The sequence below is a fragment of the Nocardia canadensis genome (assembly GCF_032656385.1).
Classification (GTDB): domain Bacteria; phylum Actinomycetota; class Actinomycetes; order Mycobacteriales; family Mycobacteriaceae; genus Nocardia; species Nocardia canadensis.
Genome location: NZ_JAVCWB010000008.1, coordinates 512,601 through 529,436 on the forward strand (window position 1 = coordinate 512,601; position 16,836 = coordinate 529,436).

General features: G+C 70.1%; 17 protein-coding genes. 9 read left to right on the forward strand and 8 right to left on the reverse strand.

Features of this window, described 5'->3' with window-relative positions:
• Positions 1-80: 80 nt before the first annotated feature.
• Positions 81-1,364, reverse strand: coding sequence for a sensor histidine kinase (locus tag Q7X29_RS16090; protein ID WP_316574572.1), 1,284 nt, complete (start codon positions 1,362-1,364; stop codon positions 81-83).
• On the reverse strand, positions 1,352-2,026 hold the full coding sequence (locus Q7X29_RS16095; protein WP_316574573.1) for a response regulator transcription factor: 675 nt from the start codon (positions 2,024-2,026) through the stop codon (positions 1,352-1,354). The genes Q7X29_RS16090 and Q7X29_RS16095 overlap by 13 nt, the downstream gene beginning before the upstream one ends.
• A gap of 148 nt (positions 2,027-2,174) precedes the next feature.
• On the opposite strand from Q7X29_RS16095, the gene Q7X29_RS16100 reads away from it, so the two are divergent.
• Positions 2,175-2,393 (forward strand): hypothetical protein, encoded by a 219-nt coding sequence (locus tag Q7X29_RS16100; protein WP_218717821.1) that lies wholly within the window; start codon positions 2,175-2,177, stop codon positions 2,391-2,393.
• Between the two features lie 76 nt (positions 2,394-2,469).
• On the opposite strand, the gene Q7X29_RS16105 is transcribed toward Q7X29_RS16100, so the two are convergent.
• The gene (locus Q7X29_RS16105) at positions 2,470-3,360 is read right to left on the reverse strand and encodes an aminoglycoside phosphotransferase family protein (protein ID WP_316574574.1); all 891 of its coding nucleotides are present in this window, start codon (positions 3,358-3,360) and stop codon (positions 2,470-2,472) included.
• 408 nt (positions 3,361-3,768) lie between these two features.
• Here Q7X29_RS16105 and Q7X29_RS16110 point away from each other — a divergent pair, with 408 nt between their 5' ends.
• From Q7X29_RS16110 to Q7X29_RS16140, 7 genes are all read left to right on the forward strand, one after another.
• Positions 3,769-4,545: an MHYT domain-containing protein gene (locus Q7X29_RS16110; RefSeq protein WP_394358720.1), complete on the forward strand. Its 777-nt coding sequence runs from the start codon at positions 3,769-3,771 to the stop codon at positions 4,543-4,545.
• 100 nt (positions 4,546-4,645) lie between these two features.
• Positions 4,646-4,834 (forward strand): hypothetical protein, encoded by a 189-nt coding sequence (locus Q7X29_RS16115; protein WP_218717822.1) that lies wholly within the window; start codon positions 4,646-4,648, stop codon positions 4,832-4,834.
• A gap of 226 nt (positions 4,835-5,060) precedes the next feature.
• Entirely contained in the window at positions 5,061-6,251 is a 1,191-nt protein-coding gene (locus Q7X29_RS16120) for a lipid-transfer protein (protein ID WP_316574576.1), read from the forward strand.
• Between the two features lie 31 nt (positions 6,252-6,282).
• Positions 6,283-6,723 carry a type II toxin-antitoxin system Rv0910 family toxin gene (locus Q7X29_RS16125; protein WP_218717824.1) on the forward strand — a complete coding sequence of 147 codons (441 nt, stop codon included), beginning with the start codon at positions 6,283-6,285 and terminating at the stop codon, positions 6,721-6,723.
• A complete protein-coding gene (locus Q7X29_RS16130; RefSeq protein WP_316574577.1) occupies positions 6,720-7,616 on the forward strand; it encodes a MaoC/PaaZ C-terminal domain-containing protein in 897 nt (298 codons plus the stop codon). The genes Q7X29_RS16125 and Q7X29_RS16130 overlap by 4 nt, the downstream gene beginning before the upstream one ends.
• Positions 7,603-8,481 (forward strand): SDR family oxidoreductase, encoded by an 879-nt coding sequence (locus Q7X29_RS16135; RefSeq protein ID WP_218717826.1) that lies wholly within the window; start codon positions 7,603-7,605, stop codon positions 8,479-8,481. Before Q7X29_RS16130 ends, Q7X29_RS16135 begins: the two co-directional genes overlap by 14 nt.
• Before the next feature lie 2 nt (positions 8,482-8,483).
• Positions 8,484-10,700, forward strand: coding sequence for an acyl-CoA dehydrogenase (locus Q7X29_RS16140; protein ID WP_316574578.1), 2,217 nt, complete (start codon positions 8,484-8,486; stop codon positions 10,698-10,700).
• Positions 10,701-10,706: 6 nt separating this feature from the next.
• On the opposite strand, the gene Q7X29_RS16145 is transcribed toward Q7X29_RS16140, so the two are convergent.
• Both Q7X29_RS16145 and Q7X29_RS16150 read right to left on the reverse strand, forming a co-directional pair.
• Positions 10,707-12,149 (reverse strand): amidase, encoded by a 1,443-nt coding sequence (locus tag Q7X29_RS16145; protein WP_316574579.1) that lies wholly within the window; start codon positions 12,147-12,149, stop codon positions 10,707-10,709.
• A 54-nt stretch (positions 12,150-12,203) separates the two neighbouring features.
• Positions 12,204-12,638, reverse strand: a complete 435-nt coding sequence (locus Q7X29_RS16150; RefSeq protein ID WP_316574580.1) for a hypothetical protein — start codon at positions 12,636-12,638, stop codon at positions 12,204-12,206.
• A gap of 155 nt (positions 12,639-12,793) precedes the next feature.
• Here Q7X29_RS16150 and Q7X29_RS16155 point away from each other — a divergent pair, with 155 nt between their 5' ends.
• Positions 12,794-13,486, forward strand: coding sequence for a TetR/AcrR family transcriptional regulator (locus Q7X29_RS16155; RefSeq protein WP_316574581.1), 693 nt, complete (start codon positions 12,794-12,796; stop codon positions 13,484-13,486).
• Here Q7X29_RS16155 and Q7X29_RS16160 read toward each other — a convergent pair.
• The 3 genes from Q7X29_RS16160 to Q7X29_RS16170 form a co-directional block, all read right to left on the reverse strand.
• A complete protein-coding gene (locus Q7X29_RS16160) occupies positions 13,434-14,087 on the reverse strand; it encodes a TetR/AcrR family transcriptional regulator (RefSeq protein ID WP_316574582.1) in 654 nt (217 codons plus the stop codon). The genes Q7X29_RS16155 and Q7X29_RS16160 overlap by 53 nt on opposite strands.
• On the reverse strand, positions 14,087-15,550 hold the full coding sequence (locus Q7X29_RS16165) for an alpha-L-fucosidase (RefSeq protein ID WP_316574583.1): 1,464 nt from the start codon (positions 15,548-15,550) through the stop codon (positions 14,087-14,089). The genes Q7X29_RS16160 and Q7X29_RS16165 overlap by 1 nt, the downstream gene beginning before the upstream one ends.
• Positions 15,551-15,671: 121 nt before the next feature.
• On the reverse strand, positions 15,672-16,760 hold the full coding sequence (locus Q7X29_RS16170) for a lytic transglycosylase domain-containing protein (protein WP_316574584.1): 1,089 nt from the start codon (positions 16,758-16,760) through the stop codon (positions 15,672-15,674).
• Positions 16,761-16,836: the final 76 nt, after the last annotated feature.

Consider the following 16,836-nt stretch of genomic DNA (forward strand, 5'->3'; position numbering starts at 1 on the left):
GAAACCCTCTCCAGTGGCGATGGGTGTGCGGTGTCGAACCTAGCGCGCCCCGGTGACACTCGGCCGCGACCGCGGAGCCGTCAGAGCGTCGCGCTGGGCGGCGGCAGGACCAGCGTCGCGAGGGTTCCGCCACCCGCCACCGGTTCGATGGTGGCGGTGCCGCCGTGCAATGCGGCGATCCAGGCCACCAACGCCAGGCCGATGCCGCTGCCCCGGCCCGCGGTGACGCCGCGATCGAACGGGTTCGACGACAGTCGCGGCCCCAGACCGGTGCCGTGGTCGCGGACGCAGACCCGGCCCTCGCCGACGTAGATCTCCACCGGCGCCCGCGGATCGACCGCACCGTGGGTGAGCGCGTTCTCGATCAGATTCCGGATCGCGAGCCCGAGCAGGTGCGGATCACCCACTACCACGGTCGGATTCGAGTGCAGGACCAGGCGTGGATTGTCGAATTCGTCGACGACCGACTCGGTGAGCTGGTCGAGCAGCAGTTGCGCCCGCTCCATCGTGGTGACCCCGGACCGCATGCGGGCCCGGGCGAGCAGGCCGGTCACCACCCGCTCCATCTTGGCGCCGAGCGCGTGCACATCGGCGAGCACCTGCTCGGCCTCGGCCGGGGTGTGCCGCCCCGGCGCGGTCACCAGCCGATGGGTGGCCAGCGGGGTGCGCAGTTCGTGCGCGGCGTCGGACAGGAAGCGTTCCTGATCGTCGAGCAGCACCAGCGCCTGGCGCATGCTCCGACCCGAGAGCAGATGCCCGCCGACCGCCGAGGCCGCCACCATCACCGCGCCGCCGACGATCAGCGCCCACAGCAGCAGTGCCCGCCCCCGATCCCAGCCGTCGGGGTCGGCACCGGTGATCAGCACGGCTTCGCGGTCGGAGTCCGCCCAGCCGAACACGGCCGCCGCCAGGCGAACCCGACGCCCGGCGCTGTCGATCGAATCCCGGTAGACCGTGTCGCCGGGCGCGCGCGTCGCGGCATCGGCGGTGGCCGCGATCCCGGACTCGGCGGGCATGTGGGAACGCAGATGGCCGTAGTGCACGGTCCAGCCGCCGGTGCCGTCCGGCGTCAGCACCAGAATGGCGATCTCACCGCCGACGAGCTGATCGCTCGGTAGCTCGGAGGTGTCGACCGCATCGTCGTCGTCGAGGTAGATCCGCGGCCCCAGCCCGGTCAGGACCCGGTCGAGGGCGCTGTCGAGGGCTTGGTCACGGGACCTCGCATCGATCACCGCGGCCACCAGCCCGAGCACGATCAGGCACAGCGTGGTGATCGCGGTGATGAGCACGGTGAGCTGCACACGGGTACGGCGCAGCCGGGCCACCGCGGGACGGGCGTCGGAGGTGGGGATCAGGACACGCACGCGGCGCCACCGAGGACGAAGCCCGCGCCGCGCACGGTGTCGATCACCGGGGGCGGTCCGAGTTTGCGGCGCAAACCGGCCATCACCGCGTCGACCACGTTCGAATTCGGTTCGGCCATCTCGTCCCAGCACGCCTCGATCAGGTCCGAGCGCGACACCACCGAGCCCGCCCGCGTCGCCAGCAGTTCCAGCACCGCGAACTCCTTGGGCGTCAGCGAGCGCAGGATGCCGGCCCGCTGGACCCGGCGCCGCGGCAGATCGATCTCGATATCGCCCAGCCGGAGCAGGGCCGGCAGCGGCTGGTCGCGGCGGCGGCACAGCGCCCGCACCCGCGCGGTCAGTTCGGCGAGCGCGAAGGGCTTGCTCAGATAGTCGTCGGCACCGTGCTCGAAGCCGGCGATGCGGTCGGACAGGCCGTCGCGCGCGGTCAGAACCAGCGCGGGTATCCGGCACCCGCGCGAGCGCAGGGCCGCCAGCAACAGCAGGCCGTCACCGTCGGGCATGCCGCGGTCGAGCACGAGCACGTCGTAGCTGTTCACCGAGATGTCGACATCGGCGTCGACGAGCAGCAGCGCCAGGTCGACCGCGAAACCGGCGGCCCGCAGCCCCGTCGCGATCTCCCGGCCCAGTCCCTCGTCGTCCTCCACCACCAGCACACGCACGAGAAGCGAGCGTAAGGCAAGCCCCGAGGGGCGCCGCGTCATCGCGGCATCACGAAAAGCTCATCGTCGCTGCTCATGAAATCCTCACGCGCGCTTTGGTTCTCTGGTCCCGGCCCGGAGACGACCGGGTCGGGACGAAAGGAACACCATGACCATCAAGTCCGTGATCGCCGCCACCGTGATCGCCGCCGCCTCCGTGGCCGGCGCGGGCCTGGCCTCGGCCGCGCCCGCGCCGATGCTGAGTGGCTTCGTCGGCAACTACGCCACCTACGAAGCCTGCGCCGCCGACGGCGCCTCGCCGAGCACCGGTGGCGCGCAGTGGGAGTGCGTCGAGGTCATCGGCGGCTGGGATCTGTACACCTACTGACCCGGGTAGACCCGCTCGCGGCGGCCCTCGATGTCGACTCCCCGAGACATCGAGGGCCGATCTGTCTCGCCGGGCTTCACGTCAGGGCGGTGGCGAGCTGATCGGTTGCGAAGACCAGCCACTCGGGATCGCCGTGGACGCGGCCCCACAGCGCCTCCCGCACCGCGCCGGCCTGTGTCCAGCGACGTGCGCGGGCCGGGTCGATCTCGGCTGCGTCGCAGTAGATGTCGAGCAGGCGCAGGATTCTCGCCTTCGGGTGCGCCGCGCGGAGGTCGCGATCGAACCGGGGGCTGCGGATCACGTTGAGGGCATCGCAGGCGGGATCGCCGACCATGCACTTGGGGTCGATCGCCAGCCAGGGTTCCCGCTCGGACGCCAGCACATTGGCATCGTGCAGGTCGCCGTGGACGAGCAGGTTCGGCTGGTCGGGGCCGAGTTCGCGGAGCGTGGCGAGGGCCGCGTCGATCACCCGGCGGGGCAGTGGTTCGCCGAGCGCCGGTGCGGTGGCGCGGATATCGCGTTCCCAGTCCACCGCCTGATCGGCGAGCCGGGGGAGGCCGGCGGGCGCTTCGACGGCCAGCCTGCGGGTGAGCGCGCCCTGGATCGTGACGGCCCGCTCCGGATCGGTGACGGTCGCCAGGGTGGCGCCCGCGCGCTCGAGCAGCATCGCGTACCGGCCGTCGTCGCGTTCGTGGAGCCGGACCGCCCCGCGACCCTGCCACGCGGTGAAGGCGTCGGGTTCGTGGCGGATACCGGGGTGCGGGTACGAGACCTTGATGACCGCGGGGGTCAGCTCCCGATGCCGGACCGGCACCACGATGCCCACTTCGCCGTGCATCGTCGGCCCGTCGGGGGTGCACGACCATCGGCCGAGAAGCTCGGCGACCGTGCCCGGCAGTTCCGCGAGCCAGACCCGCCCCGGGCCGTCGAGGTAGTTGCGGGCGAACGCCGCAGGCACGGCGATCACCCGGCGGCGCCGATCGCCACTGCGACCTGTTGCACGGTCCTCCGATGATCGCCCGAATTCGAATCTCCGCAATCTATCGGACGGAGGCGCGAAACATGTTTCGCGGCAGCTGAATATGCGTACCTGCCCAGTTGTCCGACGTATCGAGACCGGAATTGCTGACCGAATGCCGAAGGGCTTCCATGGGAGGGTACTCCGGCGAATCGGTGGTGAAATCTCGACGGTAGTTATTGGGGGTAACGATGCAATCCGTCACATACGCACTGAGAGAAGTCTTCTGTGATCAAAACTACCATCTGGACTAGTGTCCAAATGCTGGAAATTTGCCGGTAGTTCAGTATTCTCGCCGCAGGTCGGATTTCGTTGTGCCACAGCAGGGCTGTGGCACCGATGCGAGGGTTGCACGGCGTGCTCGACATCTATCACTTCTCCTACGGCTGGATCACCCCCGTTCTCGCCTACTTCATGTCCTTCCTCGGTTGCCTGCTCGGGTTGCAGTGCGCGGCGCGCGGACGCAATGCCGGTAAGGGGCGCGCGGGCTGGTTGATCAGTGCCGCGGTCGCCATCGGCGGGACCGGCATCTGGGTCATGCATTTCATCGCAATGCTCGGTTTCTCCATCGCTGGCTCGGAGATCCGCTACGACGTTCCGCGCACGCTGCTCAGCGCGGCGACGGCGATGATCGTCGTCGGGATCGGCCTGTTCATGGTGAACAAGCCGCAACCCACGCTCGTGTCGCTGATCGGCGGCGGCACCATCACCGGCCTCGGTGTCGGCGCCATGCACTACACCGGCATGTCCGCGATGAAGTCCCATGCCGCCCTGTCCTATGACCCTCGGCTCGTCGCGGCATCGATGGTGATCGCGGTGGTCGCCTCGATCGTGGCGCTGTGGTTCACGCTGCGCGTCAAGGGGTTCCTGGCGACGGTCGGCGCCGCGATGATCATGGGTGTCGCGGTATGCGGGATGCACTACACCGGGATGGCCGCGATGCGTGCGCACGAAGGGCATCACAGCTCGGCGCCGCCGCCGGGTGTGGAGGCGATGCAGCTGCTGGGGCCCCTGATCGGGATCATCAGCATGGTGACCATGCTCGTGCTGATCAGCGTGAGTCTGTCGGAGATCGAGAACGAGGACGCGCTGCCCAGGATGCGGTGGAGCGCGACATCGCGCACCCGCCGCTGAAGTATCCGCAAACGTTCAGCTATGTTAGTTTTCCTTCGAACTCGACCGTCGGGGCAGCGGGCGGTCGCGTGAGGTTCGCTGCAGTGTCCAGGGAGTGCGGATGTCGTCGAGTGTTCCGGTCGGTGCTCGGGTCGTCGTCGGTCGGCGCAGGCCGTTCTCCGATCCCGGTTTCGAGCGCTTCATCGCGCTGGCCGATGGTCTGTCGGTCGAGTCGCACGAGATTCTGATCGGCTTCGCCGAGCGCTTGCGCGCCGTCGAAGGCATCCCCGTCGACCCGCTGGTCGACTAGCTCGTCTCACCCTCGCTCTCGGGGGCTTGTCGCACTGTGTCCAAGTATTCGGGACATATGACTCACTAAATCTGTGCAGGTCAGCGTAGTTCGCGCGTGATCTGGGGCTGTGTGCTGTCCGGATACTGGTGTCACCCAGGTATTGACCTGGACGTCGTGTCCAACCTAAATTACAGGGACATCGTGTCCCACATACCGGGGGCGCGCGGCACACAGGAGTGCGTACATGACACAGAAGGTGTTCGTCGTCGGCGTCGGCATGACGAAGTTCGAGAAGCCCGGCGAACTGGAGTGGGACTATCCCGACATGGCCAGGGAGGCGGGCACGAAGGCGCTCGCCGACGCCGGGATCGACTACCACCAGGTCGAGCAGGCCTATGTCGGCTATGTGTACGGCGAGTCCACCTCGGGTCAGCGCGCGGTCTACGAGCTCGGCCTCACCGGTATCCCGGTGGTGAACGTCAACAACAACTGTTCGACCGGATCGACCGCGCTATACCTCGCGGCGCAGGCGATCCGCGGCGGGCTGGCCGAATGCACCCTCGCGCTGGGCTTCGAGAAGATGCAGAAGGGCTCGCTGGGTTCGACTTTCGACGACCGTGAGCAGCCGATGATGCGGCACCTGCTGGCGCTGGCCGAACTACAGGAGTTCGCGATGCCGCCCGCGCCGTACATGTTCGGCGCCGCGGGCAAGGAGCACATGCAGCGCTACGGCACCACCGCCGAGCAGTTCGCGAAAATCGGGGTGAAGAACCACAAGCACTCGGTGAACAACCCGTACGCCCAGTTCCAGAAGGAATACAGTCTCGAGGAAGTCCTCGCGGCCAAGCCGATCTACGGCCCGCTCACCAAACTGCAGTGCTCGCCCACCTCCGACGGCTCCGGCGCGGTGATCCTGGCGAGCGAGGACTTCGTCGACCGGCACGGGCTGGCCGATCGCGCGGTGGAGATGGTCGGGCAGGCCATGGTCACCGACCTGCAGTCCACCTTCACCGATCCGACCGCGATCAATCTGGTCGGGGCCGACATGTCGCGCACCGCGGCGCTGAAGGTCTACGAGCAGGCCGGTATCGGCCCCGCGGACATCGACGTCATCGAACTGCACGACTGCTTCTCCACCAACGAACTGCTGACCTATGAGGCGCTGGGCCTGTGCGCGCCGGGCGAGGGCGGTCGTCTCGTCGACGACGACGCCACCACCTACGGCGGCACCTGGGTCGTCAACCCGTCCGGTGGCCTGATCTCGAAGGGCCACCCGCTCGGCGCGACCGGCCTGGCCCAGTGCAGCGAGCTCACCTGGCAGCTGCGCGGCACCGCCGACGCCCGCCAGGTCGACGGCGCGCGCATCGCCCTGCAGCACAACATCGGTCTCGGCGGCGCGGTCGTGGTGACCGCCTACCGCCCGGCCGTCCGCTGATCCCCCCACGAAATCATCGAGGAGTAACCCCATGGCATCTGTGACCGTTTCCACCGATCTCCCTGTCACCCCCGAGCAGGCGTGGGCACGCCTGAGCGATCTGGCCAATTGGGAGGACTGGCTGACCATCCACCAGGGCTGGCGCAGCGAGCTCCCCGCCGAGCTGACCGCGGGCGCGCGGTTTATCGAGGTCGTGTCGGTGATGAACATGGCCAACAAGATCGAATGGACCGTGGCCGAGGTCGACCCGAACACCTACCTCAAGATCACCGGCACCGGCATGGCCGGTGTCACCGTCGAATTCGCGTTGAAGGTGGAACCGACCGCCACCGGCTCGAGCGCCGCGTTCGACGCGAGCTTCAAGGGCACGATGATCGTCGGCCCGATCGGCAAGGCCGTCGCCAAGCACGCCGAGGCCGACTTGAAGGAGTCGATGGCGAAGTTCACCGAGCTCGTCGGCTCGGCCGCGTGACCACCGCGGAATCGGCCGGAGTCGTCTTCGACGGCTCCGGCCTGGGGGAGTGGACCGACGAGGAGCGGTTCACGGTCACCGCCGAGCGGATCGCGGAATACGCCGCGGCGACCAACGACCCGATCGCGGCGCACCTGGCCGGCGAGATCGCCCCACCGGTGTTCGCGGTGGTCCCGGTATTCACCTCGATGGCGCCCGCCGCCCTGTCGGTGGCGCCGGTGGAACTGCTGATGAAGCTGGTCCACGGCGAACAGGACTTCCGGTTCCATCGCCCCATCCGGGCCGGTGACGACCTGGTGGTGCGGGCCAAGCCGATCGGCTACGCGGGCAAGCCCAACGGGTCGACCGTGGTCGTCTACGCCGAAACCCGGGACGCGGCAGGAGAACTCGTCAACGAGCAGTGGATGACCGCGTTCTTCCGCAAGGTCGACGCCGGCGCCGGTGCCGGGGAGCTCGCTCCCGATCACCGGATCACCGAGGTCGACCGGGCCGGGGAGCCGGTCGCGCGGGTCACCGCGCACATCGATCAGGACCAGACCTTCCGCTACTCGCCCGCCTCCGGTGATCCCATGCCGATCCACCTCGACGACGAGATCGCCCGCATGGCAGGACTTCCCGGCATCATCAACCACGGTCTGTGCACCATGGCGTTCACCTCCTGGGCGGCGCTGACCGAGCTCGCCGAGGGTGACACCGCGCGGTTGCGCCGTCTCGCCGTGCGTTTCGCCAAACCGGTGCTGCCGGGCCAGGACATCACCACGACCCTGTGGCGCGCCGACTCCGCGCCGGGGGTCACCGCCTACGCCTTCGAGACCGAAGCCGCCGGGCAGATCGCCATCACCGACGGCCGCGTCGAATTCAACGAGGAGACACAGACTCATGGGAAAGCTTGACGGTCGCGTCGCCGTCGTCACCGGCGCCGGACGCGGAATCGGCCGCGAACACGCACTGCTGTTCGCCCGCGAGGGTGCGCAGGTCGTGGTCAACGACCTCGGCGGCGCCAACGACGGCTCGGGCAGCGACGCCGGGCCCGCCCAGCAGGTGGTCGACGAGATCGTCGCCGCCGGTGGCCGGGCGGTCGCCAACACCGACGACATCGCCACCTGGGCGGGCGCGAAAGCCCTCGTCGACCAGGCGGTCGGCGAGTACGGCTCGCTCGACGTGCTGGTCAACAACGCGGGCATCCTGCGTGACGCGTTCATCGCGGGGATGGCGGAATCCCAGTGGGACGCGGTCATCGCCGTGCACCTCAAGGGTCACGCCGCCACCCTGCACCATGCCGCGGCGTACTGGAAGGCGCAGTCCAAGGCCGGTACCGCGGTCGCGGCGTCGGTGATCAACACCGCCTCGGCCTCGGGCACCTTCATGCCCAACGCGGGGCAGGCCAACTACGGCGCGGCCAAGGCAGGCATCGCCGCGCTGACGCTGGTGGCCGCCGACGAGCTCGAACGCTACGGCGTGCGGGTCAACGCGATCGCCCCGATCGCGCGCACCCGGCTGACCCTGGCGACCCCGGGCATGGGCGCGCTGTTCGCCGCCGAGGTGCCCGAAGGCGAGTTCGACGCGTTCGCCCCCGCCAACATCTCGCCGCTGGTCGCGCACCTGGCCGAGGCCGACTGCCCGCTCACCGGCAAGGTGTTCGCAGTGCAGGGCGGCGCGATCGTCGAACTGGCCGGCTGGCACGACGTGCGCACGGTCGAGACCGATGGTCCGTGGACCATCGACGAGGTCGCCGCTCGGCTGAAGGAGACGAACTAGCCATGGCACGCACCAGCTATGAGCTCGGCGTCGGCGTCAGCGCGGACCATCTGGCGCTGGCCGACGCGGTCCGCGGCTTCGTCGAGCGCACCGTCACCACCGAGATCGTCCGCGCGGCAGTCGAATCCACCGAGGCGGGCAAGCAGCTGCCGTATTGGGACGCGCTCGTCGCCCAGGATCTGCTGAGCCTGCACGTCTCGGAGGAACTGGGTGGACAGGGCGCGGGTCTGCTGACCCTGGCCGTCGCCCTCGAGCCGCTCGGGCGCGGGCTGCACACCGGTCCGTTCGTGCCGACCGTGCTGACCAGCGCGGTGCTCGCCCAGGACGGCGGGACATGGGCGCGGGCGCAGCTGCCCGGACTGGCCGACGGTTCGCGCACCGGCGCGGTCGCCCTGTCCCCGGGGCTGACCGGTGTCCTGCGGGACGACGGTGCGCTGGTCGTGGACGGGACCACCGACGGCGTGACCGCAGCGGTGTCGGCGGATGTGGTCCTCGCGCCGGTCGCCGTCGACGGCGCGCAGCGGTGGGTGGCGTTCGAGAACGTCGACCTGACGGTGAGTGCGCAGGACTCCGTCGACGTGCTGCGCGGAGCGGCTCGGCTGCAGGCGGATTCGGTCGAGGTGCCCGCCGAGCGCGTGCTCACGGTGTCCTCGGCGCGGGTGCGGTCGGTGGCGGCGGTGGTGCTCGGCGCCGAGGCGGTCGGGGTGATGTCGTGGTGTGTCTCGACCGCGGCGGAGTACGCCAAGACCCGCGTGCAGTTCGGCAGGCCGATCGGGCAGTTCCAAGGTGTCAAGCACAAGTGCGCCCACATGGGCATCGCGCTGGAGAAGGCGCGGGCGGTGCTGTGGGACGCCGCGTTCGCTCTCGACCGGGACGACGCGAACGCCGACTACGCGGCCGCGGTCGCCGCGCTGATCGTGCCCGACGCCGCGGTCCAGGTCGCCCAGGACTGCATCCAGGTCCACGGCGGCATCGGGTTCACCTGGGAGCACGACGCGCACCTGTACTACCGGCGCGCGCTCGCACTGCGGGGACAGCTCGGCGCGCGCGACGTCCGGGCGGAGACCGTCGCCGGGTACGCGCTGTCGGGTGCGACGTTGTCCAGCGATCTGGAACTGCCCGCCGAGGCCGAACAGATCCGGGCCGGGATCCGCGCGGAACTGGCGGTGATCGCCGCGATCGACGACGAGGACGAGCAACTGGTCGCCCTCGGTGACGGCGGCTGGAACCTGCCGCATCTGCCGCGCCCCTACGGCCGGTCGGCCACCCCGCTCGAGCAGGTGGTGATCTCGCAGGAGATCAAGGCCTCGGGCATCCCGATGCCGCAGCTGCTGATGGGCACCTGGGCGGTCGGCGCGATCGTCCCGCACGGTGACGAACGGCAGAAGCGGGAACTCGTCGTGCCGACGCTGCGCGGCGAACTGGTGTGGTGCCAGCTGTTCAGCGAGCCCGGCGCGGGTTCGGACCTGGCGAGCCTGACCACCAAGGCGACCAAGGTCGACGGCGGCTGGCGCATCTGCGGTCAGAAGATCTGGACCACGGTCGCGCAGTTCGCGGACTGGGCGATGCTGATCGCCCGCACCAGCCCGGACAAGCCCAAGCACGAGGGCATCACCTATTTCGTGCTGGACATGTCGACACCGGGCATCACCGTCCGACCGCTGCGGGAGATGACCGGTTCGGCGCTGTTCAACGAGGTGTTCCTCGATGATGTGTTCATCCCCGACGAGAACGTGGTCGGCGCGGTCGACGACGGCTGGCACGTGGCCCGCACGACGCTGGCCGGCGAGCGGGTGGCGCTGAGTCAGAAGATGGAGGCCTACGCCACCGATACCGACCTGCTGCGGTTCGCGATCGGCCGGGAGCTCTCGCCGGTGGCGCGCTACCACGTCGGCGAGCTGATGGCCGAGAGCCGGGCGGTCGACGTGATCGGGTCGCGGGTGGTGCTCAAACAGCTCTCCGGCATCGACGTGTCCACCACGTCCAGCGTCGGCAAGCTGCTGGGAATGGGCCTGGGACAGGCGATCTCGGAGTTCGTCGTCGCCGAACTCGGGGTCGCGGGTGTCGTGTCGGTGCCGGGCGAGCGCAGCGACCACGCGATGGAACAGCTGATCGCCGGTCGCGCCACCACGATCTACGGCGGCACGACCGAGGTGCAGCTCAATGTCATCGGTGAGCGGATGCTCGGCCTGCCCCGGGACGCGTCGGTGACCGCCTGAGCGCGGTCACAGCCGTGGCCGCACCCACCCGCCGAAGGCGTCCTGGAGGGTGAGCGCCGCGGCGATCGACAGGTGGTCGCGGCCCGCACCCGCGACCACCTGTACACCCAGCGGCAGACCGTGGGCGCCCCGGCCCAGCGGCACCTGCGTCACCGGCAGCCCGGCGAGGCTGAAGGGGGCGACCGCGTCGGTGTGCCACGGCCGGCCGGTGGTGTGGCCGTGCCGCGGCGCGACGGAGGTGAGCGTGGGATGCAAGAGCAGACCGTCGCCGATGGTCTCGGCGATCTCGGCGGCGGCCTCGTGAGCGGCGCCGGTGATCCGGCGCGCGGGGCCGGCGGGCACGCGGGCGGCGAGGAGTTCGCCGAACGCGAGCAGCCGGGTGGGCAGGGTGTGGTCGCCGCGCGGGTCGACGAGTTGTCGGGGAGCCAGGATGTCGGCACCCTCACCGCGCATGATCTCGGCGAAGCTGATGCCGGTCTCCTTCGCCAGCACCATCGCGGTGAACAGTCCGATCATGCGCAGCGATCGCATCCGGACCCGGACGATCTCGGCGCCGGCGTTGTCCAGCGCGGCGGCCGCGCGATCGCGGGCGGCGAGCACTTCGCGGCCGACGCCGGGGGCGAACGCCCCGTCGAGCAGCACGACCCGCACCCCGCGCAGCGAGGTGGTCGCGGGGTCGCCGAGTGCCATGTCACGCGCCAGCGGGTCGATACCGTCCGGTCCGGCCATGATGCGCAGCAGCGGCAGCAGATCGTCGGCGCGGCGGGCGATCAGGCCGTTCGCGCACAGCGCGGCGACGCCGTAGGGCGGGGGCCAGGCGCCGGTGGTCGGCAGCAGGCCGGTCGACGGACGATGCCCGAAGACGCCGTTGCAGAACGCCGGAATGCGGATGGACCCGAGCGTATCGGTGGCCAGGCCCAGCGGCGATCCACCGCTGCCGACCGCCGCGCCCTCGCCGCCGGAGGACCCGCCCGCCGTGCGGGTCCGGTCGTGGACATTGCTGGTGCGTCCGTACACGCGGTTGTCGGTCTCGATCCACATGCAGCCCTCGGCGGTGTTGGTCAACCCGAGCACGATCGCACCGGCGTCCAGAACACGGTGCACCACAGTGGCATTCGCGGTCGGCCGGACGTGCCTGCGGGCCAGGACCCCCGCCGTATTGGGCAGCCCGGCCACGGCCAGCGACTCCTTGACGGTGATCGGCACACCGAACAGCGGCGGCAGCGTCGCGGGGCCGGTCGCGAGGTGCGCGTCGGCCGCGTCGGCCTGGGCGCGCGCGGCCGCGTAGCGCTCGACGACGACGGCGTTCGTCGCGGGAGTGAACCGTTCGAGCACGGCGATGTGGGCATCGACCACCGCGCGGGCGCGCACCGCACCCGTGCGGATCGCGGCAGCCAGGCCGAGGGCGGACTCGTCGGTGATCGTCGTCTCGACCGGACTGGAACTCATGCGTTACAGTATTACGCACGATGTCAACTCGACTGCCTGTTGCCGGGCGGCCGTTCAGGGCACGCTGTGGGCGAAGACCAGGATGCCGCCGATCAGCAGGGCGATGACCTTCGCGACCTCGAGCGCGATATAGGCGTGATGGCTGTGCGATCGCGGTGCGTCGAGGCCGGCGAGCACGGCGTCGCTGCGGCGGGTCAGGCGCGGGCGCACGATCGCGACCTGGACGGCGAACACGACCATCGCCACCGTGAGCGTCCGGGTGGCCGTCGTGCCGGGGGAGTCGAGGAGGATCGCGACGAGAATCGTGATGGCGAGGACGAGTTCGGCGATATTGAGCGCGCGGAAGACCAGCCGTCCGATGCCGAGCCCGATCGGCACGGTCACCCCCGGCGCCCGGAATTTCAGTGGTGCCTCCAGGAACGAGATGGCCAGCACCATGCCCAGCCAGCAGAACGTCGCTGCGGCGATCACGGCCGACGCGGTCGTCATATCGATCGGGTCCTCTCCGTCGGCGTTCGTCCCCGACCACACCAGGATCGCCGATGGCCACGGATCTGTCCCGAGTCCGCCTCGGCCGGGTACCGGACCCGGCTGGGATACTGTCCGGGCCGGATCGCCCCGATCCGGTGCCCGATGGGAGGAATGTGACCGCACAGCGCGCTGATGGCCGGGCCAGTCGGTGGGACCGGCACCGCGCCGAGCGTCGGGACCGGATTCTCACGGCGGCGCTGACGGCCGTGCAGAGGCAGGGCGCCTCGGTGGGCGTGCAGGAGATCGCCGATCTCGCGGAGGTGCCGAGGTCGGTGCTGTACCGGCTGTTCAAGGACCGCCAGGACCTCGACGAACAGTTGCGGGCCCGCATCGTCGACGACCTGATGGCGGTGCTCGCCCCGACTCTCAATCCCGAAGGCACCGTGGCCGAGGCCATCGCGCGCTCGGTCGACACCTACGTGGGCTGGATCGCCGCCAACCCCCGGCTGCACTACTTCCTCGGCGCCGGGTCGGCGGCGGAGAAGCGGCCGAATTCGCCGATCGTCTCCGGCACCAAGATCGCGATCGCGGGCACCGTCCGTGAGGTGTTCGAGAACGCGCTGCGGGCCCAGTCCGCGCCGGTGACGATCGCCGAGCCGATGGCCTTCGGCCTGGTCGGCTTCGTCGACGGCAGTGTGAACCGCTGGCTGAGCCGCTCCATGCAACCGATGGACGCCGCCGAACTGTCGTCCTACCTGCAGGGGGCCATCTGGGCGATCGTGGACAGCAGTCTGCGCCAGGTCGGTGTGATGCTCAATCCGCTGACGCCGATCGCCGATCTGGTGGCGCCGCCGGCCGAGGACTGACAACCGCCGTGGTGGCAGCCCGGACCGCGGCGAGCAGTTCGCTGGTGCAACTCGCGAGGTCGAAGTCGGGTTCGGCGGCGACGCGGGCGATCACGCCGTTGCGCAGGGACAGCACGAACCCGGCCATCATGTCGGTGTCGAAGGCCCGGAATTCGCCGTCGCGCTGACCACGGGCCAGCAGGTCGGCCAGCTTCGCCCGATCCGCGGCCGCGAGCTCGCCCAGGATCGCGCTGTCGGTGGAGGCGGACTGGATGCGCAGCATCGCGACCAGATGGTGACGGTGCTCGCGCAGGAACGCGCTGTTCGCGGCGAGGAACCCGGCGAGCTGGTCGGCGGCGGTGCCCGGCTCCGTGCGGGCCACCACGAAGGCGGTGAAGTCGGCCAGGATGGTTCGCATCACCTCGGTGATCAAGTCCTGTCTGTCCCGGAAGTGGTAGGAGATCATCCCGGTGCTGCTGAGTCCGGCCCGGCGGGCGATCGCCGCGAAAGAAGAACGCGCGTAATCCGTTTCGGCGATGGTATCGATGGCCGCGCGCACGATCTGGGCGCGCCGGGCCTGCTCGGTGACGGTGCGCACGTCGCGACGTCCCGACCCGGTCATCACCACCCCGTGATCGCGAGCGTGAAGGCGTGCTGTTGCGGCGCGGCCCCGGCCGGCAGTTCGACCAGCAGGTCGCCCTCGCGTCGCTTCCAGGTCAACGCCGGTGGCCCGCCCACCAGGCCGACCGTGGCGCTGTCGGGGATCGTCAGCTCGCGCAGGGTGATCGGGCCGACGGGCTGGTCGGCGAGCACGATCGCGTGCACCGTGTCGCCGCGACGGGTGAAGCGCACCGCGTGCCCGTCGGTCGTGGTGGTGGTGGCGGTCCGGTCCCCGGCGACCGTGTCGTAGATCGCCTCCGCGTTGCGCCCGAGCCAGGTGCCGAGGGCGCGCAGCGGCTCGCGCTGGAGCTCGGGAATCCGTCCCTCGCCGTTGGGGCCGACATTCAGCAGGAGATTGCCGCCGGCGGCGACCACGTCCACGAGCAGGTGGATCGCCTGGACCCCGGTGAGTGTGTCGGCGGCGGTCTCCGCGGCGTTGTACCCGAAGGACCGGCCGAGGCCCCGGGTCAGTTCCCACGCACCCGAGGGCGCCGCGGCGGGGACGGCGTATTCGTGGGTCGCGAAGTCGTAGTGAAAGTCCTTGGGCGGGTCGGGAATCGGCCTACCGAGCGCGCCCATCGCCCGCAGCGCCACCTCGAGGAAGCGCAGGTACGCGGCACGGGCGAACCGGTTTCCCGGCAGCTTCGGGCGCATCCAGCGATCGTTCACCACACCGTCGGGCACCGTGTCGTAGTAGTGCGCCATGATCTCGTGCGGATCCACCTGCGCCGGCCAGCCCATGTCGTTCCAGAGGATCGAGGGCGCGTAGGTGTCGATGAGCTCGCGCCACTGCGCGGTGGCGTAGCGCGCGTAGCCGGGGCCCAGGGCCTGATGGCGAATGAGGTCGGTCATGGTCCGCAGCGGCGTGGTCCGGAAGGTCCAGTTCATGCCGCCGCAGTAGTAGAGGCCCATCCGCAGGCCCCGCTGCCGCACGGCCACCGACAGTTCGCCGACGAGGTCGCGGGAGCAACGGTAGTCCGACGGCATGTGCGGATTGCCGATAGCTGTCGGCCACAGGGGATATCCGTCGAGATGGCGTGCTACGAGCACGACGTATCGGGCACCCGCTTCGGTGAACAGGTCGGCCCAGTCGGTGACGTCGACCGCTCGCGCGGCCGCGTCGAACCGGGGCTGGAAGTCGGTGTAGCCGAAGTCCGCACCATAGGTGGCGGCGTGATGCATCGCGGTGGGGGACCCGGGAACCCGCATCGAATTGAGATACCACTCGGCGTACGGGATCCGGTCCGCGGTTGTCGCGCCGGTGGTGAGATCACGCATGAACGAGGTGTAGTCCGCGGTCCCTGGCGCCGCGAAGGCCGGAACCGAGTACGGACCCCAGTGCACGAAGATGCCGAGTTCGGCGTCGCGGAACCACGGCGGGACCGGGCGCGGCGCCAGGGAGTGCCTGGGCGGTGCGTAGCTCATCGGCACTCTTCGGTGTCGCGCGGTGCGCTCGGCCTTGCTCAGGTAAGCAAAAATCAGCATACCCGAGCAGGAGTTCCTCGATCGCTCGGCTCGGGGGCTCGCGTTCATCGCGGCTTCCCGCTCAGCCCTGCGGCATCGGCAGCGGGATCACCACGCCCAGCGGCAGGGTGAGCTGCGGACCCGGGGTCGGGTCGGGGTCGGCCGGTGGACGGTCGGTGTCGGCGGGCTGCGGGCCGCACAGGATCCCGCATTCGATCGCGCCGATCACCGGGAGCGACACGAGGATCACCGGCTCAGGCGGCGGGGCCGGGGTCGGTGTCATCGGTTCTAGTGCCAGTGGGGATTCCGCTGTGGGGGAGGGTGTTTCGGGAGCCGGATCCACCGGTGGCCGCGTGGGTGTGACCGGGTCGAGAACGACCTCGACACGCACCGCAGCCCCGCCGGTGCGGTATCGCTCCGACCAGCCCAGGACGTCGGCCGCGTAGGCCGCCGAATAGTTGTAGCGCAGCACCGCCCGCTGCCGCGCCACGGCATCACGCAGATCGGTGCCGTCGGCGCACAGGTAGCGGGCCGCGGCCATCGTGGCGTCGAAGACATTGTGCGGGTCCGCCGTTCCGTCGCCGTTGCCGTCGGTGGCGTAGCGGCTCCAGGTGCTCGGCAGGAACTGCATCGGGCCGAGCGCCCGCACGAATCCACCGTCGGCGGCGGGGATCACCTCGTTGCCGGGCAGGGTGCCGTCGAGGGCCGGTCCGAGGATCGGGCGCAGCGTGGTGCCCGCGGTATCGGTGTTTCCCCGGTCGGCGTGGTCGGACTCGATCTTGCCGATCCCGGCCAGCAGATGCCAGCTGACGCCACATCCCGGCGTCGAGGATTGCAGGGACAGTTCGGCATTGCGGTAGGCGGCGAGGACGATCTCGGGAATACCGAGCACGCCGGTGGCGCCGAGCCCGACGGCGGTGCCGACCCCCTCAGCGACGTCGGTCGACGCGACAGCGATCGGTTCGCGCGGCGGCGTCGCGGTCCGCAGCTTGCGGGGCGGGGGTGGGGTGGGCGCCAGCAGTCCGACGACGGTCGACTCGCTCGGCGAGGACTCGACAGTGCTCGGCGCGGCGACGAATTCGGGAACCACCGGTGCGGCGACGCGGGCCGAACCGGTGACGAGCAGCCCGGCCGCGAGGATCGTGGTCGCGGCGAGAGGAGCGGAGCGCATGATGAGGAGGACACCTTTCGCGGCCGCGAGACGGGCCGCCTGGAATCGGGAATGGGCGGAGTCGGCCGGTCGCCGG